Below are 23,110 nucleotides of genomic sequence, written 5' to 3'. Positions count from 1 at the left end.
AGCGTTACCTCTTCAAAGTTCTTATTGCGGACGTCCGGCGCCTGCTCAGGCATCGGGCACTTGTTCGGATTCATATTCGGCATGTTACTTGACCTCCTTCTTGAACAGATTGCAATGCTCCTCGCGGCGCTCTACAGCCGCGCGCTCCTGTGCCTTGTACATGGCACCGCGGCGCATTGCACTGTCAAAATCAACGAGGTGACCGTCGAAATCCGGGCCGTCAACGCATGCGAACTTGGTCTCGCCGCCAACGGTGAGACGGCAGCCGCCGCACATACCGGTACCGTCAACCATGATGGTGTTCATGGAAACGATGGTCTTGATGCCGTACGGACGGGTGGTCTCGCAGACAAACTTCATCATGATCATCGGGCCGATGGCAATAACAGCATCGTACTGGTTGCCCGCGTCGATCAGCTCCTTGAGCACCTGCGTAACCAGAGCCTTGCGGCCATTCGAGCCGTCGTCGGTCACGATGTGCAGGTTGGTGCAGGCGTTCTTCATCTCGTCCTCGAGGATGATGATGTCCTTGTTGCGGAAACCGGCGATCAGGTCAACCTCAGCGCCCATTTCGTGCAGCTTCTTTGCCTGCGGATATGCGATCGCGCAACCCAGACCGCCGCCGACAACAGCGACCTTCTTGAGACCCTCGAGCTCGCTCGCCTTGCCGAGCGGACCGACAAAATCATGCAGGCAGTCGCCCTCGTTCAGCGCGCCGAGCGCCATCGTCGTTGCGCCGACCTCCTGGAAAATAATCGTGACGGAACCCTTTTCGCGGTCAAAATCTGCGATCGTGAGCGGAATACGCTCGCCTTCTGCGCTGACACGCAGGATGATGAACTGACCCGGCTCTGCCTTGCGGGCAACGTGCGGTGCCTCGATCACCATCAGCTTGGTGTTTGCGTTCAGCGTTTGCTTTTTCAAAATCTGATACATTGGTCAAATATCCTTTCGCCAAACCGAATCGGGGTATAGGAAAAGCCGCATAAGCGGCTTTTCCAGCAATATGAGAAGAAAACTTATGGGTTAGTTAAAAGAGAGAGAATAAAAAATATTAGAGAGTATGTCTTAATGACATGAAGAATAGGAAGAACATTGGAGCGTTTTCCCAAGCGCGAAAGTGAGAGTGAGGGATCAGAAAATAATGCTTATACCAGGCTCTTCAGCTTGTCCAGATACTCCTGTGCATTGTCCGGAGTAATGACCTTACAGCCGGTGTCGATGAAGTCATCCAGCTTTTCGCCTTCTACAACGTCGAGCAGGCTCTTAACACACTGGTAGCCCATGTTGTACGGATCCTGTGCAACGGTGCAGGAGATTTCGCCGTCAACAACTGCCTGTACGCCGGAGGAGATGCCGTCGAAGCCGCATACGATGATGCCGTCGCCGTCACGGCCTGCCTGCTTGATGGCACGGGATGCGCCGAGCGCAACATCGTCTGCGCAGCATACGATCGCATCGATGTCCGCGAAGGACTGGAGAACGCCGTCGGTTACGGTAACAGCCTTGTCGCCTACGCCGTCGGTGTACTGCGTGGAGATAATCTCGCAGCCGCCTTCTTCCAGTGCCTTCTTGTAACCGGCTACACGAGCCTCAGAGGTGGACTCGCCCTGGATATTCGCCAGAATAACAACCTTGCCTCCCTTACCGATCTTCTCGGCTACATACTTGCCGCCCTCGTAAGCAGCGTCCTCGTGCGCCGTGCCGATAAAGGTTTCCGCCTGATCAAAATTGGTGTCGATCGCCAGAACCGGGATCTTGACGCCGGTCAGTGCATTTGCGATCTGGTCTGCCTGCAGCGGTGCGATAGCGATCGCTTCGCACATATCTGCGTTTACAATGGTCTCTACCATGTTCAGCTGACCGTCGAAGTCGGTATCGCTATTTGCACCGCGTACGTCAACTTCTACGTTGCCGAGATCCTTTTCCGCCTGCTCGATGCCTGCGATAACGTAGCTCCAGTATTCGGAAGAGGTGGTCTTGAGCACTACGCTCAGCTTATGGGTGTCGCCGCTGCTGCTTGCCTGGGAATCGCCGGAGTCATTGCCGGATGCGCTGCTGCCGCCGCATGCACTCATGGAAACTGCCATCAGTCCTGCCAGCAGCATCGCTGCGGAACGCTTAAAAAGGTTGCTTCTCTTCATCTTTCTTTCCTCCTGTTAGACAAGTTGTCTATTGGAATCATATTACCGGGTAATATGACCTTCTTTATATCAACAGGGGCGGTTTCACACCTATTCCCGCCCCTGCTGTATACCATTTGCGGGGATTATGCCTCTACCTTTTCCCACTGACCGGTGGTCTGTGCCTTGATCAGTGCGTCGGAGATCTTGCATGCCTCGTAGCCGTCCTCAGCACCCGGGCCCGGAACATCGGTCTTGCCCTGCAGGTAATCTACCCAGTGCTGCAGCTCTTCCTGATAAGCAACTACGAAACGGTTGGTCCAGTCCTCCGGGATTGCCTGACCACACTGCAGGTAAGAACGGACGATCGGCTCTGCCGCTACCGGCAGGCGGATGGTGCCCTTCTCGCAGACCAGTTCGCACAGGATCTCATAGCCGTAGTAGCTGTTGCCGGAAACCTCAACGTCGATCAGTACGCCGGAGTCAGACTGCATCAGTACCAGCTGCGGGTCCTGGCAGGTGCCTTCTGCAAAGCAGGTAGCACGCGGGAAACGAACAGCGACTTCGTTCAGGTCCTCACCCAGCAGCCAGCGGCAGATGTCGATCTCGTGGATGGCAATGTTGGTAATGTGCTGCTCGGTGGTGTGGTTCTTCGGATGGCTGCGGGTACGGCTGATGCAGTGCGCCATCAGCGGAGCACCCAGCTCGCCGGAGTCGAGGATCTTCTTCATCTTGATGTAGTCCGGGTCAAAGCGACGCATGAAGCCGATCTGCAGCAGACGCTTGCCGGAAGCCTTCTCCGCCTCTACGACCTTCTTCGCGTCCTCAAGGGTGGTAGCCAGCGGCTTCTCGCAGAATACCGGCTTGCCGGCCTGGATGCACTTTACCGCCAGATCAGCGTGCGTGCCGTCCCAGGATGCGATAACAACTGCGTCGATTTCGGGAGAAGCGATCAGCTCCTCTGCGCTTGCCATTACCTTTGCGCCGTAGGTCTTAGCAACCTCCTCGGCGCGCTCGGTGTTCAGATCGTAAACAGCAGCCAAACGAGCGCCGTCTACATAGGTTGCAATGTTCTGAGAATGGGTGTGGCCAATGTTGCCGCCTGCGCCCAGTACGCCAATAGCGAGTTCCTTCTTGCTCATGATGTGAATCTCCTTTTTTCCTTTATCTAAGGCAACACCGCACACTTAAAGCTGCGGCGCTTTGCGGAAATTTTGTCCCCTGATTGCGTTGCGATTTCTTGCAATACGTCAGTATTGCTGCAAAACCGCGCCTTATCAGTACGCAAAATTTACTCGCAAATCGCTCTTGTCCAATTATGCGGTATTGCCATAAAAAGCGGTTGTAATTTACTTCTTCTTACCGTCCAGATATGCCTGATGCAGCTGCAGACAGAACTTGAGGCTCATCGTGCCGTCGTGTGCGGTGGTCTCCGGCTTGCGGCCGGTGCGTACACAGTCAACGAAGTCGTCGATCTCAGCCTGGAACGCCTCGCCCCAGCGAGCAAGGAAGCTCTCCTGGCACTCTTCCACAAAGCCGTTCTCGGTGAACTGCGAGAGGTAATTCTTGCGCGGTACCGAGTTGACACGCAGCGTGCCCTTGGTTCCGACGATTTCACTTTCAACGTGGCTGCAGGTTGCGGTGCGGCCTACCTGAATGTAAGCGGTGGTGTTGTTATCGAACTTGGTCAGCGAGAAACCGTTGTCGTAGTCGTTGTAATCTGCCAGACCGGTGCAGACATAAGCATCGCCGGTTGCAAAGGAATCGACCGGATCGCCCTCGAGGAACCAACGTGCAAGGTCGGTGTCGTGGCTGCCCATCTCGATAAACCACGGAACGTAAATGCCCTTCTTGACGCCTTCCAGATGTGCCTCGAGCACGCTGGACGGGTCGAGCGAAACGCCCTTGAACAGGATCGGCTTGCCGATCGCACCGGCGCGGATCTTCTCCTTGGCCTCTGCGTAGGACGGGTCGAAGCGGCGCATAAAGCCAACCGTGAAGCACTTGCTGCCGTTCTCGGCAACTGCCTTCTCGATCTCCTCGCAGTCCTCGATGGTCTTAGCCAGCGGCTTCTCGCAGAAGATATGCTTCTTGGCCTTGCAGGCTGCCAGACACGGTGCCTTGTGGGCATCTGCGCCGGTTGCAACAACGATTGCGTCAACCTCGGGATTGTTTACCAGCTCGTCTACATTGGTGTAGCCATACGGTACGCCGAATTCCTCCTGAAACGCCTTGACCTTGCTCTCGGTGCGGGCGCAAACCGCTACAACCTCTGCGTGAGGATTACGCTGCAGGCTGGTGGCGTGCATACGGCCCATCATACCGATGCCAACGATACCGAAACGAATCTTCTCCATTTGTAATCCTCCTTATCAGATACCTGCGGTTTTCTTGATATACTCGCGTGCCATCTTGGCATACTCGAGCGGATTTGCCTTTGCCGGGTCCTGCTCGGCTTCAACGATGAACCAGCCCTCGTAATGCGCGTCATGCAGCGCCTTGAATACGCCCGGATAGTCTACGCAGCCGTCACCCGGAATGGTGAAACAGCCTTCCAGAACCGCCTTGCGGAACTTGAAGCCCTCGGCATATGCCTTTTCCATCCTGTCCGGACGGATGTCCTTGAGGTGAACGTGGCCGATGCGCGGGCCAAACTCCTTGGCCGCCTTTACGGCGTCCTCCTTGGAGAAGGTGAAGTGGCCGGTATCGAAACAGAGGTAAACGTAACGCGGATCGGTGTTGTCCATCAGGCGTTTGGTTTCCTCGAAGGTCTGAACCACGGTCGCCATATGGTGATGAAAGCACAGCTTGAAGCCGCGGTCAGCAGCGATCTTGCCCAGCTTGTTCAGACCGTCGGTCAGCTTGTCCCACTCTTCATCGGTGGCAACCGGCTTGTTGTCGCCGAACATCGAGCACTCCTCTGCGAACAGGCAGCGGGTCAGCTCGCATACGTTGATGCGGCTTGCGCCGACTGCCTCGAGGAAATCCAGCTGCTTGATGAATGCCTTTTCGTTCTCCTCGTAGGGGGTCGAGCACAGGAAGCTCGAGAACCACTGGGATGCAATCTTGATGCCGCGCAGGTCGAGTGCCTTGTTCAGTACGGCCGGGTCGGTCGGGAACTTGCCGCCAACCTCGGTGCCCTGAAAGCCTGCCAGAGCCGCCTCGGAAACCATCTGCTCGAAGGTGAGCTCACCGCCGAGCTGCGGCATATCGTCATTCGTCCAGCCAATCGGCGCAATGCCGAGTTTTACATTATTAAACATAGCCTTGAACCTCCCTTAGCACTTTTCCCAAGTGCCCGACTTAACGGACTTGAGCACTGCGTTGATAATGCCGTCAACCTTGGCGCCCATCTCGAAGTCGCAGATGTACTCGCCGCCGTGCATTGCCTGCATGAGTGCGTGAGCCTGCAGTGTTTTCATATCGTCGAATGCGATCGCGATGCCGCCTGCCGGCTGGAAGTACTTGAAGCCCTCGTGCTGCGGGTTGAGCAGTACGGTGCGGAAGCCGCAGTCACGGCCGTTGTCCTTGTCCGCATCAGCCTTGAAGTAAACCTGAACCTCGCACATACGCTCCAGATCGTATACTACAGAACCCTCGGTGCCCTGAATCTCGTAGTAGAAGTAGTTCTTGCGGCCGGTTGCAACACGGGAGGACGAGAAGTCACCAATTGCACCGTTTTCATACTTAACGAGGAAGGTGATGAGGTCGTCGTTCTCAACCTTGCCCATCTCAGTGCTGCCTGCCTTGACCGGACGCTCCGGAATAACGATGGACTGCACGCCGAGCACCTCGCTCATGTCGCCCATGATCATCTGGGAAACGCTCAGCAGATGGCTGCACAGGTCGCCGAGTGCGCCCGAGCCTGCCAGCTTGTTGATGTGACGCCATGCAATCGGAATGGACGGATCGAGCAGCATATCCTGATCGTAAGTAGCGTGTACGCGCATGATCTTGCCCAGCTTGCCGGACTTGACGAGTTCCGCAACATACTGGTTTGCCGGGTTCATGATGTTGGAGAAACCGCAGTAGTTGACTACGCCCTTTTCCTTGGCCAGATCAGCCAGCTCGCGGGACTGCTCCGCGGACAGCGACAGCGGCTTCTCGCAGAAAACATGCTTGCCGTGCTCGAGAGCAGCCTTTGCCATCTCGTAGTGCATGCAGTTCGGGGTCGCAACGTCAACCAGGTCGATTTCGGGATCGGTAACAACGTCCATCCAGTTGGTGGTGTAGCGGTTGTAGCCCATGTTCTTCGCGAACTTTGCTACTGCGTCCTCGCTGACATCGCTTACCAGCTCAAATACCGGCATATCATCGCCGAAGATCATGCGTGCATTGTGGAATGCGGTGGTGTGGGCCTTGCCCATCCAGCCGGCGCCGATCAGACCGATTTTAATTTCCTTGCTCATAAGTTTTTCCTCCTCAAAAAATCTCAATACCTTTGTTGGATTTTATCGAAAACGCCTTGTGCGTTTCTTACAATGTGAATAGTTGAATGGTTTCCGGGGTCCGGCTCATTATCGAGCCAGACCGATCGGAGAGAACAACGCGTAGACGCAAAGCATCAGGATGAAGCAGGTCAGCGCGGCGGGTTTTACATACTTCCACGGGGTCAGGTCAACAGCCTTGGAATCCTCGAGGATAAAGTCGGTAGCACGGGGCTTGAACTTGCCGATGAGCAGCATCAGTGCCAGGTCTACCGGGAACAGTACCGAAAGAACATACAGGTAATGCACATTCAGCGGCAGGAACTTGGAGATCGAGTACAGGATAACGTGTACGACCAGCGTAATTTTCGGTGCACAGGCCGGAACGCGCTTGGTGTAGAAGCCTACCAGCACGATCGCGAGGATCGGCATGGAGTAGAAGCCGAAGCACTCCTGCAGGAAGTCATACAGACCGGACGGTGCATTGCTGACGAACGGCGCTACGCAGATGGATACGATCGCAAGACCGGTACCAACGCGCTTGCCTACGCTTACCAGATGAGAGTCGCTTGCGGTCTGGTTGAACAGCGGACGGTGGAAGTCCAGCGTGTAAAGCGTTACACAGCTGTTCAGTGCCGAGTTAAAGGACGACAGGATCGCACCGAACAGAACCGCTGCGATGATGCCGAGCAGCCAGTTCGGAACAACCGTGGTGATCAGAGACGGATATGCCAGGTCGCTGTTTGCCAAGCCGTCTCCGAAGAAGCGGTAAGCCAGCAGACCGCAGATGGTGATGAAGAACGGATCCAGCAGCTTGAGGAAGGCGGTGAACACTGCGCCGCGCTGTGCCTGCGCCAGATTCTTTGCTGCCAGCGTGCGCTGGATGATGGACTGGTTGGTGCACCAGTAGAACAGGTTGTTGAACAGCATGCCGAGGAACAGGACCGGCCACGGAATCATCGGAGGCAGGGCGTTCGCCGGATTGACCGCGTTGAACTTTTCTGCCGGAACATTGGTGATGAAGTCCTGAATACCGGCAAGGAAACTGCCGTTGCCGAGGATGCAGATGGACAGGATCGGAATCAGCAGACCGCCGATCAGCAGGCCCACGCCGTTTACGGTATCAGATACCGCAACTGCCTTCAGGCCACCGAAGATTGCGTAGATGGAACCGATAACGCCGATTGCAACACACAGGATCGCAATACTCTGATAAGTGGTGATGCCGAACAGCTGATCCAGATGGAAAATCTGGTTGAAGGCCAGCGCACCGGAGTATAGTACGGTTGGCAGGTAAGTAAGCATGTAGCCGAGCAGGAACAGGAACGAGATGATCTGCTTGGTGGTGCGGTCAAATCGAACCTCCAGAAATTCCGGAATGGTGGTGATGCCGGCTTTCAGATACTTCGGCAGGAAGATCAGTGCCAGCGCCAGCAGCGCGATACTTGCGTTTACCGACCAGCTCATGGCGCCCATGTTGGTCGAATAGCTTTGTCCGGCCTGTCCGACCAGCTGTTCGGTGGACAGGTTGGTCATTTCCAGTGAACCGGCGATGACCAGACCGGTCAGTCCGCGTCCTGCAAGGAAGTAGCCTTCCTTGGTGGACAGGTTCTCCTCCTTGGTCTTGTACCATGAGATCAAGGCCACCAGACCGGTGAAGGCGATGAATGTTAAAATGATAATCAAATGTTTCAACCCCTCTTCTGAATAAAAAAATCCTATTATATTGTAGAATTTCCTATTCTGGTTTTTTCTTTTCCCTTCGTCTTTTTAACTCAAAAGAAACTATTTTTTGTGTTTTTGTTCGTTTCCCTTTCGTTGTACCTATCATATATCAAATTCTCACATTCATCACTACACAGGATAATAATAAAATATCAAAATTTTATACTTTTTATCAGTATTATTTTTTGATATAATTGTATAAGAAAAGCGAATGACAGCATTTCCATACCATGATATGGTACAAAAAAAGGAGTTGACACCAATTATGCTTAACGATATGGGTATTCTGGCAGATTCTGTCCGCTATTACCACGATGCAGATGCCTTCACCGCGACTAACCTGTACCATGTTCCGCACGCAGGCAGCTACCATTGCGACGAAACATACGGTATGCAGCGTAATTATCTGGATATCTGCCAGATGCTTATTGTAGATGAAGGCGAACTGTCGGTCACCTACCGCGGTGAAACACGCACTGCCGGTCCCGGCAGCCTGATTCTGCTTGACTGCAGAGAACCGCACAGCTATCACGCCCTCACACCGATTCGCATGCGCTGGTTCCACTTTGCAGGCAACGGCAGCACGGCCTATACACATCTTATCCTCAATACGCACGGGTTCATCCTGCCCACCGGAAGCAATGCCGAGATTGAGGAATGTGTCCGCCGCATCATGGTCTCGGTGCACCAGAACCAGCCCAATCCTCATATTATTTCCCTGACGATCAACAAGCTGCTCGTTCTGCTCGTGCTCGTGCTCGGGGAAAAGAAAAAAAGCGATCTCGAGATCGCCATTCAGGACTCAGCCGACTATATGACGTACAATTTTGCGGACAAATCGCTCTCCATCGAACACCTGTCCCAGCGTGCTGCGCTCAGCACCTGCTACTATATGCGTAAGTTTAAGGAATACCAGTCGGCAACACCGCATCAGTTTTTGCAGACTGTGCGTCTGAGCGCCGCAAAGCAGCAGCTGCTCACCACCTCGCAGAGTATTGAGACCATCGCAGATAACTGCGGTTTCTCCAGTGCTTCGCACTTTATTATGGCCTTCCGTAAGAGCACCGGCATTACCCCGCATCAGTACCGCACCCAGTGGAAATAAAAAGCACACTCTCCGTACTGCGTCCACAGGATGAAACGGTCGCGTGTACAGACAGGCAAGCGCAGCGCAGCTGTGCTATCCGAACGGTGATATTCATCAGATTGCTGCGCGAAATGTCGTTTTTATGACACGAATCGTATAACAGACCAATCGCGTGCTTATACAGATTATGGTATAACAATCAAAAATCAGGTACATATACGGTGTCTGAGAGATAGGCAAACCCATCGAAAGATGGGGGACGCAAAGCCGGAAGGGTCTAAGGCGGCGAACGCCGCAATGACAGCCGGTTGTAAGCATCAGCGAAGACGCTGTTAACCTCTTCTGCGCTTTATTTGGCAGAAGGAGGTGTACGCCGTCAAAAGAATATGGCAAGCCGATTCGCGGTGCAATACACTGCTCGCAGAGCAGGTAAAACTCTGCCCTTTTGTGCTGTTCCAACAAAGATATAAAAACGCTTTCAAGTCATGAGTAGCCATGTCTTGAAAGCGTTTTTTTATTTAAATTTGAAGCCGTTAAAGCAGATAAAATACGGAGGGAAAGTTATGAAAAACGATTGTTATCGGCAATAGTATCATTGTGTTTGTTGCGACAATGGCGCCGACTGTGGCGTTTGCGGCGGTCGCAGAACTCGAACGCGAGTACATCCTCCAGCGCCAGCGCGAGGGTATCGCCATTGCCAAGACAAAGAGCCAGTACACCGGACGCAAGCCGATACCGCTGCCGGACAACTACGAGCGGGTTGTTTCCCGATGGCGTGCCGGAGAGATTACCGCAATCGAGGCTATGTGGCAGACTAGACTTAAACCTAACACCGAGTTCATGGAAAACGGTCTGGAGGCCGAGCTGGACGATCAACTGGGCTACAGCCGGTATGACTACAAGAACAAGGACACGGATAACGGCCGGAACGGGCGCAGCAGCAAAACCCTGCGCACCAGTTTTGGCGATGTAGAGGTATCTGTGCCGCGGGATCGCAAGAGCGAATTCGAACCCAAGGTGCTGCGGAAAAATCAGACCAGCATCAGCCAGGACATCGAGGATATTTTCATTGCTGTACGGATAATTTGACCGGTTTTTCTGCGGCAATTGAGGCGGTCTATCCCAAGACGGAAATCCAGAACTGCATCATCCATCAGCTTCGAAATTCCGGCAAATATGTCTCTTACAAGGATTTGAAGGCACTTATGGCTGACTTGAGAGCAGTCTACGCAGCGGTAGATGAATCGGCTGCTTTGGACGCGTTAGACACGTTTGCAGAACACTGGGACAAGAAATATCCTAAGATTTCTCAGTCATGGAGGGATAACTGGGCAAATCTCAGTACCTATTTCAAGTTTCCTCAGGCACTCCGACGGCTGATCTATACGACCAACACGATTGAAGGCTTTAACCGTCAGCTCAGGAAGGTAACCAAGTCGAAATCCGTGTTTCCGACCGATGACAGTCTTTTCAAAATGCTGCAGCATGAGCCGAAAACCTGTAAACGCTGCACAGTATGTGCTCAGAAACGGAGGAACAGCAGATGATTACGAACGAGTACGGTATTCATACCTTTTCACTAAAATTTCAATGCAAATATTCCGAAATTCAGAATATTATCGAACAAAATGAGTGCATTCGTACCGGCAAAGGGAAATCAGGGCTTTCGTCATATTACCAGATGCCGCAGTTCAAGTCCATCGGCGTTGAAATTCACTTAGGGCAATCCATCTCGCATCCGTGCTGGCTGATACTGATTGTTAACCCGTCTTCTCCGCTCGCCAGTACCTATGAACCGACTGCATTATTTCAAGCTGACGAAAAGTCTGTTCAACAGCTAAAGCACCACCTGCGGAATATCCTTGATAAGATCGGCGTTGACCGGCGGCTCAAGGGGTTTAAGCTGTCGAGGTATGATTTGACCTGCAATCTGTATTATGACCGCAAGGCGGATGTTCAAGATCGTTTGGATATTTTCAAGAAATCCTTTCCTATCCTCCACTACAGTGCGGTTAAGTTCGGCCAATATTCAAATTCCAATGAAAGATTCAAAGGCGCCAATAAGCATTCATCGAGTTAACGTACTGGAAATGGTTCGGATAAAGGCTTGTTACAGGGTATTTGTGTCTGCTTAAACGGTGCGATTTGACAATCAATCGCCAACATTAGAATAAGCATACATGAATTAAAGTGAAATGCGTTTTCACCTATGTTGATGGAGGTTTTCTATGCCGAACGATGAAATCCTAACCGTCAAAGAGACGGCCGCCCTGCTCAAGACCACGCGCCAGCAGATCCGCAAAATGATCGCAAACGAAGAACTCCCGGCCGTAAAGGTTGGCCGGGAGTGGAGGGTGCGGAAGGCGGGGATTATGGAGTTTTTTTGAGGTGAATTTGTAAACATACCTATTGGATCATATAGCCGTATATTTTCCGCATCAACACATCCAGATAAAGTTTTCTTTCGCGCTGTAAAATATAATTTGATCCTGTGGAAGATGAAGAGTTTGGCTGATATATTTTCGCTGATGTTCCAGATTGGCAATCTGAGCTGCCGTCAGAGATGTGCTATGTCGCGAGATTGGCGCTGCTTTATCGGCGCAGTTAATCGCAATAATCAAACGGGAACATGAGACAGGGACAGCATTGACTGAAACAATGCTAGATCGTTAGCATAATCTCTTTGATCCGATCGCAGCACATATACGATACAGATGCAATGATGCAATATATCTTTCAAGCATCAAATTCCACACACAGGATCAGAAATGATCAATCAATGCGAAATGGCAGGAGCACTTCATTCATGCGTTCAATATTCTGTACGACGCTGTCCTTGCGGCGGATAGCAAGGCTGACATAAAGCGTGTCGATGAGGGAGAACTGCGCCACGCGCGGCGACACGAAAAGCTGCTCGGGCGAATACAGCTCAAGGCAGATGTCGCTGACCTCTTTGAGCGGCGTATCCGGGTAGCCGGTGATGCCGATGGTCGGCGCGCCGCACTCCTTCGCGGTACGCACGGCCGACACGATTTCGCACGTCTTGCCGGTATGCGAGATGGCGATGACCGCCGTATCCGGGCCGCATTGGCTCGCCTGAATCTGCATCAGGTGCGAATCGGTCAGCGAAACCGCGCGGATGCCGATGCGCATGAGGCGGATGTAGAAGTCCTCCGCGATGGTGCCGGACGCGCCGACGCCGAGGATGAGGATATTCTCCGCCCGGTTGAGCACCCCCACCGCCTGCTCGATTTTCTCGAAATCAAGCAGCTGGAGCGCCCGCTCGAGCGTGTCGATATTCCGGCTGAACACGTTCTCCGAAATGGTCGAAATACTATCGGTTTCGGACAGATCTTCAAAAATCGTGCGCACCGACTTGGGAGAATATTTCGCCAGCAGCAGCTTTACCTCGCTGAAGCCCGCGCAGCCGACGATCTTGCAGAATCGAATAATACTCGACTCCGCGATGTCAAGCTCGGCCGCCATCTGCTGAATGCTGATCGAGGTAATATGTACCGGATCGGCTAAGATATAGTCCGCAATCCGCTTTCCAACCTTGGATAAAGTCGAATACTGCGACTGAATTGCGGCATAAACGTTCTTGTCCATGCAATCACCCTGCACTTCCGCATCATATAGTGATTTCATTGTATCACAAAACATCGACCTTGTGAAGAATGCACAAAATTGAATATTATTCTTTTTACAATATGATTTATTGAATTTTATTCCGCTCAGTGCTATACTTGTAGATGTTCGGTGGAACGGACTTCCACTGAAAGGGTATAGCGAGAGACGAGTCCGGACAACGTCTCAAAGGCAGACCCACTCCCGATGCGCCCGGCGCACCGAACGGTCTGTATCGCTGCAACTGAAAAGAAAAGAAAATAAAAAAAGGACTGAGCAAAACCATGGGCAAATCCAGTAACCCGACTTTCGCGGGTGATAAGGAATTTGAGAAAATCCATCTCAAGGAAAAGTTTTCCTACGGCCTCGGCGACGTTGCCTGTAACGTTGTCTACGCCCTGACAACCTCGCTGCTGATTTACTTCTACACCAACGTAGTCGGTATCTCGGCGGCTATGATCGGTACCATCATGCTGTTCTCCCGTTTCTTCGATGGTATTTCCGACGTACTTATCGGTCATCTGGTTGACCGCACGCATTCCAAGCACGGCAAATCCCGTGCATGGATTCTCTGGATGATGATTCCGTACGGCATCGCAGCCATCCTGCTGTTCACCGTTCCGCCCGCAACCCCGATCGTCAAGGGCATTTACGTTTTCATCACCTATAACTTCTGCACCACCGTTGTCTACACCGCACTCAACCTTCCGTATGCAACGCTGGCTACCCTGATGACCCGCGACACCGACCAGCGCGCCGTTGTCAACCTGTTCCGTACCGGTATGTCCGCCCTCGGCAACATGGTCATCACCGCCATTACCTTCCCGCTCGTCACCCGTCTGGGTGACACCCAGCAGGCATGGATCGAGGTTTCCATCCTCTACGCCATCGTTTCCATCATCATGCTGTTCATCTGCTTCAAGAACTGCCACGAGCGCGTCAAGGAAGAGACCAAGACCAAGGACGGCAAGAACGTTCCGCTCTGGATGGGCATCAAGCTCTGCGTCACCAACAAGTACTTCATCATGTTCTTCATGCTCGCTGTGTTCCTGTCCTTCTATGAGGCAGTTACCGGCACCTGCAACGCATACTACGCGCAGTACATCCTCGGCAACCGCGACCTGCTCGGCGCACTCGCATCCTTCGAATCCATTCCGCAGATCGTCACCGTTCTTGTCCTCTCCCCGTTCATCGCCAAGTTCGGCAAGCGCAACGTAGCGCTGATCGGTGCGATCGTCGCCGTTATCGGCACGGTTTCCCTGTTCATCAACCCGAGCGCCCTCAATCTTGCGCTGTTCGCCTGCGTTATGCGCGGCATCGGCAAGGGCTGCTTCCGCGGCGTCAAGTACTCCATGCTGGCTGACGTTATCGAATATGGCGCATGGAAGAGCGGCATCCGCGTACAGGGCCTGATGGTATCTGCTACCACCGCCGGCCAGAAGTTCGGCTCCGGCATGACCAGCGCAATCTTCGGCGCCCTGATGAGCCTTGTAGGCTTCGCCGGCACCGCAACCATCAATGCCGCACAGTCTCAGATGCTCATCGCCATCTACATCATCGGCAACATCATCGCTTGGGGCGGCATCGGCGTTCTGCTGATCTTCTACAAGCTCGATAAGATCTATCCGCGCATTATCACCGAGATGAAGCAGCGCGAAGCTGCCGAGGCAGCAAAGGCGACCGCAAACGCCTGATTTCCCCCCGCACTCCCTCATTTTTACGCATCATCTTTTTCTTCCCTTATATGGAACAGCCGGCGGAGTCAAGCATTCCTGCCGGCTGCCCCCATATTCTACCTCAAATAAAATTCCGCGAATATCCACCATTTATATGAAAGGCGTGTAACAAATGGAAACCCTGTCCTACGAAAAACGCATCGAACTCGGTAATCTCGTCCCGGCGCTCGGCCAGTTCAAGGTCATGGAAAAAATCCCGCAGTATCAGCAGTGCGAGGTGCACAACCTCGTGGATGCGCCCGCCGAGGTGCCCGAAACGCTGCGTCACGTTGTATTCAACATCGAGCGCGGCCAGACGCTTCACGAAACCATCGACTTTCTCAATATGTGTCCCGACCTCAAAAACATGGACATCATCTACGCCAACGAGCTGGATGACGGCGCGGTCCGCTCGGGCAACTGCAACGTTGCCTACGAAATCGCGAAATCCATCGGCATGAATTACGCCTACGGTCTGGAGTTTATCGAGCTGGTAAATCCCGAGGACAACAAGGGCTTCCACGGCAACGCCCTGTTCTCCCGCTGGCCCATCCGCTGGGCGAAGGTCATCCATATGCCCGAGCAGTACAACTGGTACTATGACCGCCAGAAGCGCATCGGCGCACGTGTCGCCATCGTCTGCTCGCTCGACATCGGCGGACGCGAGGTCGGCGCGGTCAGCGTTCATCTGGAGAACCGTGCGGACAGCGAGGGCCGCGAAGCCCAGATGGCAGTCGTATATGATGAGATCAAGCGTTCGTTCGCGCCGGACACACCGGTCATGATCGGCGGCGATCTGAACACCAATACGTTCGACGGCAACGACATTCCGGGATTTACCAAGCTGTTCAACGACCCGGAGCGTCTCTCCAAGCACATGGAGCACGTTGAGCAGTACGAGCGTGTTCTGCCGCAGTCGGAGGAGAACGGCTTCTCCTACCGCGAGTTCAGCAGCATCGAGGGCACGCGCCGCAAGCCGATGCCGGGCGGCAAGAGCATGCTGCTTAAGCTGGACTGGCTGATGGCGCGCGGCATGGAATGCGTCGATCACGGCACGATTTCGACCGAAACGAAGGACTGCACCTGGGCCGAGCCGGGCAGCACGCTGGCGAAGTTCACCGGTCCTGAGCTGTCCGACCATAACGCCTGCTGGGCAGACTGTCGATTCGCAAAGTAAATACTGAAATCTATTGTAGAAAGCTGCACACGCTGCATACATATTGGCAGCGTGTGCACTTTTTATCGAGTGAGGAGAACCTACATCAAATGAGTGGAATGATACAATACCTGCGCGAACTTCATTTCGCCTCGGTCGTAGTGCGGCTCGCCCTTGCGATGCTGCTCGGCGGCTGCATCGGTCTGGAGCGCGGACGCAAGCGCCGTCCGGCCGGTTTCCGCACCTATATGCTCGTCTGTCTTGGCGCGGCGCTGACCGTGCTGCTCAGCCTGTACGAATTTACCATGGTGACAGGGCCGTGGTCGGATATTTGCGCAGAGATCGGCATAAAAACCGACGTTTCGCGTTTCGGCGCACAGGTCATCAACGGCATCGGCTTTCTGGGCGCAGGAACCATTCTTGTTACCGGCCGCCAGCAGGTCAAGGGCCTGACCACTGCCGCTGGTCTGTGGGCGTCGGCCTGCACCGGCCTTGCGGTCGGCGCAGGATTTTACGAGTGCGTGCTCATCGCATTCGCGATGATATTTCTCAGCATCCGCCTGTTCCCAATTGTGGATGCGTACATACAGGAGAACGCGCGTGACATCAATCTGTACATGGAGTTCCATTCGCTCGGGGACATCAGTACCATCATCAATCAGCTGAAAGCGCAGAACGTGCAGATCTACGACATCGATATCGAGCGGAACAAAAGTGGCGAGGCGCTGCACCCAAGTGCGATCTTCTCGATCCGCCTCAATGAAAAAATACCGCACACGCAGCTTCTCTCCGATCTGGCGGAGCTGGACTGCCTTTGCGTGATCGAAGATCTGTAAGGAGTGGACTGCTATGTTATCTGTTTTTGACGGCCTGCGCGACGTGACGACGCTTTCCGTGTTCGTGCGTCTGGCCTGCGCGCTCATCTGCGGCGGCATTATCGGTATCGAGCGCTCGTACAAGCGCCGCCCGGCCGGCTTCCGCACGCACATCCTCATCTGCATCGGCGCGGCCATCACCACGCTGACGAGTCAGTATCTGTATCTGAATATGCACTATTTTACAGATATGGCGCGCCTCGGTGCACAAGTTGTGGCGGGTATTGGCTTCATCGGTGCGGGCACCATCATCGTTACTAAGCGGCAGCGCGTCAAGGGTCTGACCACAGCGGCTGGTCTCTGGACCTCGGCCATCATCGGCCTCACCTTTGGCGGCGGCTTCTACGAGGGCGGCATTCTCGCGACCGTGTTCATCATGCTCGCCGAGCTTGTGTTCTCGCGGCTGGAGTACCGTGTGTTGGAGCACGTTCCCGAGATCAATGTGTATATGGAATATGAGGATAAAACGTGTCTGGACGATGTGCTGCAGTTGTACCGCAGATGTGATGTCAAGGTGCTGAATATCCAGATCACCCGTGCGGCGGAAAACGGTGAGCACAATGCCTGTGCGATCTTCACACTGCGCCTGCCGCGCAGCTGCACGGTAAACCGTCTGATGACACTGGTCGGCGAGCGTGAAGGCATCGTGTCGGTCGAGGAACTGTAAAACAACAGAACGCAGAAAGAGGCTGACGAATCTGCGCTTTCAAACGAATGGAATTCGCGTCCTATGTCACAATTTTTCGTCTTTTTTGTAAAAAATGAAGTGTACATCCCCACTTTTACAAAGATTACACAAAAATGAATTTCTCTATTTAATACGCGTTGCAGTGCGAGAACTTTTTTCTGTTTTTCCTTCATTTTTAACTATATATTATAGATGTAGAAGCTCCTGAGATATTCTCAGGAGCTTATTTTTTGCCCAAAAGGAGGAGGCAAATATGTTCAACAGTCAAAAATTTCTGACGTGCGGCGTGATGGCTGAGATTCCCTCATGGCTGACCAACCTGATGTGGCACATAGTGCTCACGATGGAGGTTGAGAAAAAGGACTATTTGCAGGTATTCACGCTGACGAAATTGCCGACCGGTCAGCACATCGTCCACGAGCAAGAGCAGCCGCCGTATCGTTATGAGCTCGATGTACCGTGTGACGATTCCGTCAATGCGAAGGTGTTCGTCATCGACAATTTGACGCATTCTACTATGCTGTTTTCCGAAGAGTATTGAGTTTTACCAAACGAAATGGAGGAACAGACAATGAGTGAAACAAGAATTTGTGCAAATTGCGGTGAAGATCATCCGATAGATGAAATGTTTCAAGTGGGAAATGACTGGCTCTGCGATGACTGCGGCCGCATTATTCATCGCGACCGCGCGTATTGGGATAATGACGACAACGCTTACTGTTCGTCCTGTTGGGACGAACAGTGCTCGGTCATTCACGAGTACAGCTACACGCCCGACCTTGTTTTCCACGGCAAGGGTCTGCGGCACTTCGGCGTAGCACTGGAAATCGACAACGGCGGCACAGACCGTTACAATGCCGAAAAATTGTTGAACATCGCCAATGCAGACGCGGAGAATTTATATATCAAGACGGACGGCAGCTTGGACGATGGTTTGGAACTTGTCACGCACCCAATGACACTTACATACCATCTGAATGAAATGCCGTGGGCGGAAATCCTCCGTAAAGCGCAGAGCATGGGCTATCTCAGTCATGCGGCAGGCACTTGTGGCCTGCACGTTCACATCTCGCGTCTGGCGTTTGGCTGTACTTACGAACAGCAGGAAGCCGCGATTGCCCGTTTGCTCTACTTTGTCGAGAAATTCTGGGCAGAACTGCTGCGGTTCTGCCGCCGCACACAGAGCCAGATGAACCGCTGGGCGGCGCGATACGGCATTCGCCTTACGCTGTCTGAGCAGATGAGCCATGCGAAAAACTCCTGTGCCGGGCGCTATACGGCGGTCAACCTTACCAACTCGGACACGGTTGAAATCCGAATATTCCGCGGTACGCTCAAACTAAATACCCTCAAAGCCACCTTGCAGATGGTAAATCATCTCGTCGAGGTGGCTGTTGCTATGTCCGACACCACTGTACAGGAGCTTAGTTGGTTTGATTTTCTGGACACCGTGCATGAACCAGAGCTGATTCAGTACCTCAAAGAGCGCCGTTTGTACGTCAACGAACCCGTAAATGCAAGCGAGGAGGAATAATATGTGCAGTTTATTCGGCTTAATCGACTTTAAAGAGTGCCTGAGCACTCACACGAAAAACAAAATCCTGAATACGCTGGCGCGTGAATGTCAGGTGCGCGGCACGGATGCAACCGGCATCGTCTATAACTTCAAAGACCGTCTGCGGATTTACAAGCGCCCGATTCCCGCTCGAAAGATGAAGATTCACATTCCGAACGGCGTGAATGCGGTTATGGGGCATACCCGTATGACCACACAGGGCAATGCGCAGTTTAACCAGAATAACCACCCGTTCCTTGGTCATGCTGACGGCAGCAGCTTTGCCCTCGCACACAATGGCGTTCTCTGGAATGACAAAGACCTGCGGATGGACGAAAACCTTCCTCAGACGAGCGTCGAATCTGGATAAGGACAACTCCATCTGGTTCGTCGTCGGAGATAATCCGCTCTGCGTGGTGTTCTATGATAGCTTCCTGCTGTACGCTTCCACACAGGAAATCCTGTGCAAAGCGATCACAAAGCTGCACTTAAAGGCGCCAACGGACATTCTGGAGCCAAAGGAGGGCGAGATATTGAAGATTGACCGCAATGGCCGTATCACTACTGGGACATTCGCACCAAGAACCAGCTATGAGCATTGGTGGCGGCGTTATCCATATTACCGCGACTACTATGAGGACACACCTGAGAACTACAACGACCTGTTCAGTGTGGCAAAAGCATTCGGCGTAACCGCCGATGAGGTGCAAGCACTTCTCGATTACGGCTGTTCGGAGGAGGAGATCGAAGAAATGCTCTACGATCCGACTTTGCTCCACGAAATGACCGACGAGCTGCTATATGCGTACTGATTGGAGGTGATTTCATGGACGCAGCAAAAATCGTTCTCGGCGTGATGACGGTCATCGGCCTGCTAGCTGATCTGCTGTCAGATGACGACTGAACGCAAAAGTACCGGCTCACGCGAACCGGTACTTTTTTGAGCCTTTCAATAGGGTATACCCTTGTGAAACAGGGAAAAGTTGTGTCAATAGAGTTGCTTTCGGAGTTTTGCAATATGTCAGAACGGAGTGTGATCCTATTGCAATACCCTACCGTTTTCGGTCAAGAGGCTTCATACAGTAACACCTCATCATCATGAATAGAATCTAAAAAGCGCTGGTCCAGGCTGGTGGTTGGTACCAGATCGACTGGTCGTCCAAGAGAATCCTCCAAATCGAGGAGAAGTCCTGCAAGCTGAAAGCCTTTGATACTGCCCTTGTCAATACGCAGGTCAATGTCGCTGGAATCCGTCATATCGCCGCGAGCGAATGAGCCGAACAGGTAAACACGCTTTGCGCCATACTGGGCAGCAAGTAAAGAAAGTACGGCGACCCTATTGCAATCAACCACGTTTCAACTGCTCAATAAGATTATCAAACAGAGATACAAACTCGCTCTCAATCTGAGAGTAAATTTCTTGTGCGGTTGCATCATCATAAAGGTGCGAGGTCTGGTTGCGAGCATTCAGCAGTGCAATCCACGCCTGTTCATCGTCAATCAGGCCATACGAGAACGCCTTACGCATCGTTGCTTTCAGACTGTTCAGTTCAGTAAAGCCTTGGTCGAGCAAAAACTCGCGTGTGGTTTTCCACGCCAGCTCGCAGGTGAACTCAAAGCGCTGGATTACACCGTCGCGGATGATTTTAGCCGGGTTCTCTTGATACGCCTGCACACCCCCGCGTAAGCGTTCAACAGCATTGGTGAGATTTTCGAATTTCGTATTGTAATGGTCCAGCAAGCAAATCCCGTCCTTCTCTATATTTTGAAGCAATGCGGCATCGGTGTGTTCGCTGACAAACACCAGATCAACCGAATACAGCGAGTCCAGATCATTTTCGACAGCATCGCTGAATTGCGCACGCTGCTGCGCTGTGCAGCCCCATACCGCAAAATCGTAGTCGCTACGGGCGTGATGATCGCCGCGGGCACGCGAACCGAATAATACCAGTTTCGGCACTCCATAACGGTGCGCTAACTGTTTTACCTGTTCGATTGTCTTATCCATCAGCGTCACCGTCCTTATTATTTTCATTATACCATACTTAAAGGAGAGATACACCATGAAAATCGGCTATATCCGCGTCAGCACCGGGGACCAGAATACTGCACGTCAGGAAGTCCTGCCGCACGACCTCGGCGTTGATGAACTGTTTATCGACAAGGCCAGCGGCAAAACGCTGACCGTCCAGAGCTGAACCGCATGATGGAATACGTCCGGCACGGCGATACGGTTATTGTCGAGTCGATCAGCCGCTTTGCCCGCAACACACGCGACTTGCTCGACCTTGTAGCACGGTTGACTGAAAAGCAAGTTGAGTTTGTCAGCCGCAAGGAGGCCATCGACACCACCACACCTACCGGCAAATTCATGCTGACTGTGTTCGCCGCAGTCGCAGAACTCGAACGTGAGTACATCTTGCAGCGTCAGCGTGAGGGAATTGCTATCGCGAAAGAACAGGGCAAGTACACCGGTCGCAAGCCACTGTCGTTTCCGGACAATTTCGAGCGGGTAGTCGCACGCTGGCATACCGGCGAAATCACCGCGACCGAGGCCATACGGCAAACCGGATTGAAGCCGAATACGTTTTACCGGCGGTGTGCGAAATCGAAACAAACCGCAAACAACTAAGATTCCATTGTATACTTTAGTTACCGCTATACCTTAAACATTAACCGCCGAACCTCAAAACAGCACGAGGTTCGGCGGATTTGTTTTTTTGTATTCAATCCATGCTTCCGACAAGACCTAAGGCAAAGCCCTGTCATGCCAGAATCGATCTTCTCTGTTGCTCCACAATTTCAGACAGCCGGTTCAGCCGTTCCTCCGGCAGTTCGATAGTCGAATGCGGCCTGAATCGAAAGCCGTCCAGATTTTTCAGCTCCTGTCGAATTTCATCTGTCAGCACACCGTGTGCTGTCTTGATAAAATCCACGCCGATACGCGGACGGCACTTGCCGATGTACCAGTCCGGATTGGCCAGCTGATCTTCGTCCAGATCGAACAGCAGACTGCGGTTGTGGTCAAAGACCGGCGCAGGCTTCTTAATTTCCATCGTCTGATTGTCGAACAGGAAGCCGAAATTGCCGAGATGGCGGTCTGTGTTGAGAATGAGCGCGTCAAGTACGAACATACGGCGGAGCGCGTCCTCCGCGCCAACCCCGGTATACAGCCGCAGCAGTTCGGAAACCGTTGTCGGCCGGTCGGGAAAGTCACTGATTTTGATGAGTCCGGCCTGCTCATCGGTAAACAGACGGCACTTGGATATCAGCCGATGATGGTAGAAATCCAAGTCGTAATCCACAGCCTGTGGACAAATACATACCGCAAGCTGACACGCAAGGAATTCGGACAGCGGCTCGATTTCATAGGTGTCGCTGCCGCCCTTGTAGAGATAAATTCCGTCCGGTTCGCGCACCCAGCATTTTGCGTAATAGCCGTCCGTACCGAACTCCGGCGAGGTGGAGGACAGGGACTCTACGCTGATCACGCCGCTGAAAGCCGCCTGCGCGATGAGGGCATCAAACTCGTTTCGATATAGGGAAACCTTGTCCCAGCCGAGCGTTTCCGACTCTTCTTTCACCCAAAACGTATCGTTGAGCGACAGCGCATGCGTCACACGAAGAAAGCCCTCCAGACCGATGCAGCCGTACTGCTCCAGAAGCTGCTCAATGTGCTTGCGGTGCTTGGGTGCTTTACGCTTCTCAAGCCACGCCGTCAGCGATTGCAGACCGAGCGGGCGCAATTCGGTGTACCACTCCTGCAGAACCGCGCTTTCCTCTCCAAATTCGTCCTGTATACAGGAGAACAATGCCCACGGCTCGTCTTTATTCATTAAGATGTATCGCATAAGGCGCCCTCCTTTCGCACTTTGGTGAGGTAATTATAGCATATTGAACACAGAATGGCAAAAGTAGCATAGCATCTGCCAGAACTACAATGTAATTGATAAATTGTGCCACTCCGCAAAAAACCGGTTTTCCTCATCAAGAACGAGGATGGCGATCTTGGTGTCATGGATTCATTCTCCGTGCGTAGCCGCAGAACTTCTGCGTCCTCTGCGCTCTATGGCAAATGCCTCCGGCCCTTTACTGCAAATCGTCTCGCTGTTTCGCAGTAACTCAACTTTTC

The 23,110-nt window shown here is 52.9% G+C and carries 23 protein-coding genes, 2 pseudogenes and 1 riboswitch; of the genes and pseudogenes, 14 read left to right on the top strand and 11 right to left on the bottom strand.

The window, feature by feature from the left end; genetic code table 11:
• Positions 1-84: 84 nt before the first annotated feature.
• The 7 genes from DWZ82_RS10505 to DWZ82_RS10475 form a co-directional block, all read right to left on the bottom strand.
• A complete protein-coding gene (locus DWZ82_RS10505) occupies positions 85-936 on the bottom strand; it encodes a sulfide/dihydroorotate dehydrogenase-like FAD/NAD-binding protein (protein ID WP_110436531.1) in 852 nt (283 codons plus the stop codon).
• A gap of 212 nt (positions 937-1,148) precedes the next feature.
• On the bottom strand, positions 1,149-2,144 hold the full coding sequence (locus DWZ82_RS10500; RefSeq protein WP_118480705.1) for a sugar ABC transporter substrate-binding protein: 996 nt from the start codon (positions 2,142-2,144) through the stop codon (positions 1,149-1,151).
• Between the two features lie 125 nt (positions 2,145-2,269).
• A complete protein-coding gene (locus DWZ82_RS10495; RefSeq protein ID WP_118480703.1) occupies positions 2,270-3,265 on the bottom strand; it encodes a Gfo/Idh/MocA family oxidoreductase in 996 nt (331 codons plus the stop codon).
• Between the two features lie 207 nt (positions 3,266-3,472).
• On the bottom strand, positions 3,473-4,480 hold the full coding sequence (locus tag DWZ82_RS10490) for a Gfo/Idh/MocA family oxidoreductase (RefSeq protein WP_118286021.1): 1,008 nt from the start codon (positions 4,478-4,480) through the stop codon (positions 3,473-3,475).
• A 15-nt stretch (positions 4,481-4,495) separates the two neighbouring features.
• Positions 4,496-5,386: a myo-inosose-2 dehydratase gene (gene iolE / locus DWZ82_RS10485; RefSeq protein ID WP_118480701.1), complete on the bottom strand. Its 891-nt coding sequence runs from the start codon at positions 5,384-5,386 to the stop codon at positions 4,496-4,498.
• Between the two features lie 15 nt (positions 5,387-5,401).
• Positions 5,402-6,532, bottom strand: a complete 1,131-nt coding sequence (locus DWZ82_RS10480; protein ID WP_117489171.1) for a Gfo/Idh/MocA family protein — start codon at positions 6,530-6,532, stop codon at positions 5,402-5,404.
• Positions 6,533-6,640: 108 nt separating this feature from the next.
• A complete protein-coding gene (locus tag DWZ82_RS10475; protein ID WP_118480699.1) occupies positions 6,641-8,236 on the bottom strand; it encodes a solute:sodium symporter family transporter in 1,596 nt (531 codons plus the stop codon).
• A gap of 304 nt (positions 8,237-8,540) precedes the next feature.
• On the opposite strand from DWZ82_RS10475, the gene DWZ82_RS10470 reads away from it, so the two are divergent.
• From DWZ82_RS10470 to DWZ82_RS10450, 5 genes and pseudogenes are all read left to right on the top strand, one after another.
• A complete protein-coding gene (locus DWZ82_RS10470; protein WP_118361181.1) occupies positions 8,541-9,380 on the top strand; it encodes a helix-turn-helix domain-containing protein in 840 nt (279 codons plus the stop codon).
• A gap of 207 nt (positions 9,381-9,587) precedes the next feature.
• A riboswitch (cyclic di-GMP riboswitch) is annotated at positions 9,588-9,678 on the top strand.
• A 281-nt stretch (positions 9,679-9,959) separates the two neighbouring features.
• Complete coding sequence (locus DWZ82_RS16075; protein WP_442861229.1) at positions 9,960-10,451, top strand: transposase; 492 nt, start codon at positions 9,960-9,962, stop codon at positions 10,449-10,451.
• Positions 10,452-10,465: 14 nt separating this feature from the next.
• Positions 10,466-10,843, top strand: a pseudogene (locus tag DWZ82_RS16070) (IS256 family transposase); the annotation flags it as partial.
• 62 nt (positions 10,844-10,905) lie between these two features.
• On the top strand, positions 10,906-11,442 hold the full coding sequence (locus DWZ82_RS10455; protein ID WP_118480695.1) for a hypothetical protein: 537 nt from the start codon (positions 10,906-10,908) through the stop codon (positions 11,440-11,442).
• Positions 11,443-11,590: 148 nt separating this feature from the next.
• Positions 11,591-11,749: a helix-turn-helix domain-containing protein gene (locus tag DWZ82_RS10450; RefSeq protein ID WP_118480693.1), complete on the top strand. Its 159-nt coding sequence runs from the start codon at positions 11,591-11,593 to the stop codon at positions 11,747-11,749.
• Positions 11,750-12,134: 385 nt separating this feature from the next.
• Here the strand turns inward: DWZ82_RS10450 and DWZ82_RS10445 are convergent, their stop codons facing one another.
• Complete coding sequence (locus tag DWZ82_RS10445) at positions 12,135-12,971, bottom strand: MurR/RpiR family transcriptional regulator (protein ID WP_158575195.1); 837 nt, start codon at positions 12,969-12,971, stop codon at positions 12,135-12,137.
• Between the two features lie 302 nt (positions 12,972-13,273).
• On the opposite strand from DWZ82_RS10445, the gene DWZ82_RS10440 reads away from it, so the two are divergent.
• The 8 genes from DWZ82_RS10440 (at position 13,274) to DWZ82_RS15650 (ending at position 19,790) form a co-directional block, all read left to right on the top strand.
• On the top strand, positions 13,274-14,683 hold the full coding sequence (locus DWZ82_RS10440) for an MFS transporter (RefSeq protein ID WP_118361188.1): 1,410 nt from the start codon (positions 13,274-13,276) through the stop codon (positions 14,681-14,683).
• Positions 14,684-14,837: 154 nt separating this feature from the next.
• Entirely contained in the window at positions 14,838-15,881 is a 1,044-nt protein-coding gene (locus tag DWZ82_RS10435; RefSeq protein WP_118480689.1) for an endonuclease/exonuclease/phosphatase family protein, read from the top strand.
• An 89-nt stretch (positions 15,882-15,970) separates the two neighbouring features.
• The gene (locus tag DWZ82_RS10430; RefSeq protein WP_118480687.1) at positions 15,971-16,696 is read left to right on the top strand and encodes an MgtC/SapB family protein; all 726 of its coding nucleotides are present in this window, start codon (positions 15,971-15,973) and stop codon (positions 16,694-16,696) included.
• A 13-nt stretch (positions 16,697-16,709) separates the two neighbouring features.
• A complete protein-coding gene (locus tag DWZ82_RS10425; protein WP_118480685.1) occupies positions 16,710-17,402 on the top strand; it encodes an MgtC/SapB family protein in 693 nt (230 codons plus the stop codon).
• A gap of 274 nt (positions 17,403-17,676) precedes the next feature.
• Positions 17,677-17,964 (top strand): DUF960 family protein, encoded by a 288-nt coding sequence (locus tag DWZ82_RS10420; RefSeq protein WP_118480683.1) that lies wholly within the window; start codon positions 17,677-17,679, stop codon positions 17,962-17,964.
• 30 nt (positions 17,965-17,994) lie between these two features.
• On the top strand, positions 17,995-18,957 hold the full coding sequence (locus DWZ82_RS10415; protein ID WP_118480681.1) for a zinc-binding protein: 963 nt from the start codon (positions 17,995-17,997) through the stop codon (positions 18,955-18,957).
• A 1-nt stretch (position 18,958) separates the two neighbouring features.
• Entirely contained in the window at positions 18,959-19,348 is a 390-nt protein-coding gene (locus DWZ82_RS15655; RefSeq protein ID WP_243022932.1) for a class II glutamine amidotransferase, read from the top strand.
• Positions 19,290-19,790, top strand: a complete 501-nt coding sequence (locus DWZ82_RS15650; protein WP_243022931.1) for a hypothetical protein — start codon at positions 19,290-19,292, stop codon at positions 19,788-19,790. Before DWZ82_RS15655 ends, DWZ82_RS15650 begins: the two co-directional genes overlap by 59 nt.
• A 253-nt stretch (positions 19,791-20,043) precedes the next feature.
• Here DWZ82_RS15650 and DWZ82_RS10405 read toward each other — a convergent pair whose 3' ends face one another.
• Positions 20,044-20,331 (bottom strand): nucleotidyltransferase family protein, encoded by a 288-nt coding sequence (locus DWZ82_RS10405; protein ID WP_118480679.1) that lies wholly within the window; start codon positions 20,329-20,331, stop codon positions 20,044-20,046.
• Positions 20,324-20,986 carry an HI0074 family nucleotidyltransferase substrate-binding subunit gene (locus DWZ82_RS10400; protein ID WP_158575193.1) on the bottom strand — a complete coding sequence of 221 codons (663 nt, stop codon included), beginning with the start codon at positions 20,984-20,986 and terminating at the stop codon, positions 20,324-20,326. The genes DWZ82_RS10405 and DWZ82_RS10400 overlap by 8 nt, the downstream gene beginning before the upstream one ends.
• 55 nt (positions 20,987-21,041) lie before the next feature.
• On the opposite strand from DWZ82_RS10400, the pseudogene DWZ82_RS10395 reads away from it, so the two are divergent.
• Positions 21,042-21,610: pseudogene (locus DWZ82_RS10395) on the top strand (recombinase family protein).
• 133 nt (positions 21,611-21,743) lie between these two features.
• Here the strand turns inward: DWZ82_RS10395 and DWZ82_RS10390 are convergent.
• Positions 21,744-22,829: a HipA protein gene (locus tag DWZ82_RS10390; RefSeq protein ID WP_118480675.1), complete on the bottom strand. Its 1,086-nt coding sequence runs from the start codon at positions 22,827-22,829 to the stop codon at positions 21,744-21,746.
• Positions 22,830-23,110: the final 281 nt, after the last annotated feature.

This window comes from Butyricicoccus sp. AF35-5AC, assembly GCF_003477715.1.
Classification (GTDB): Bacteria; Bacillota; Clostridia; order Oscillospirales; family Butyricicoccaceae; genus Agathobaculum; species Agathobaculum butyriciproducens.
The sequence above is the reverse complement of the archived record's forward strand: the minus strand, read 5'-3'. Positions and strand labels throughout refer to the sequence as shown.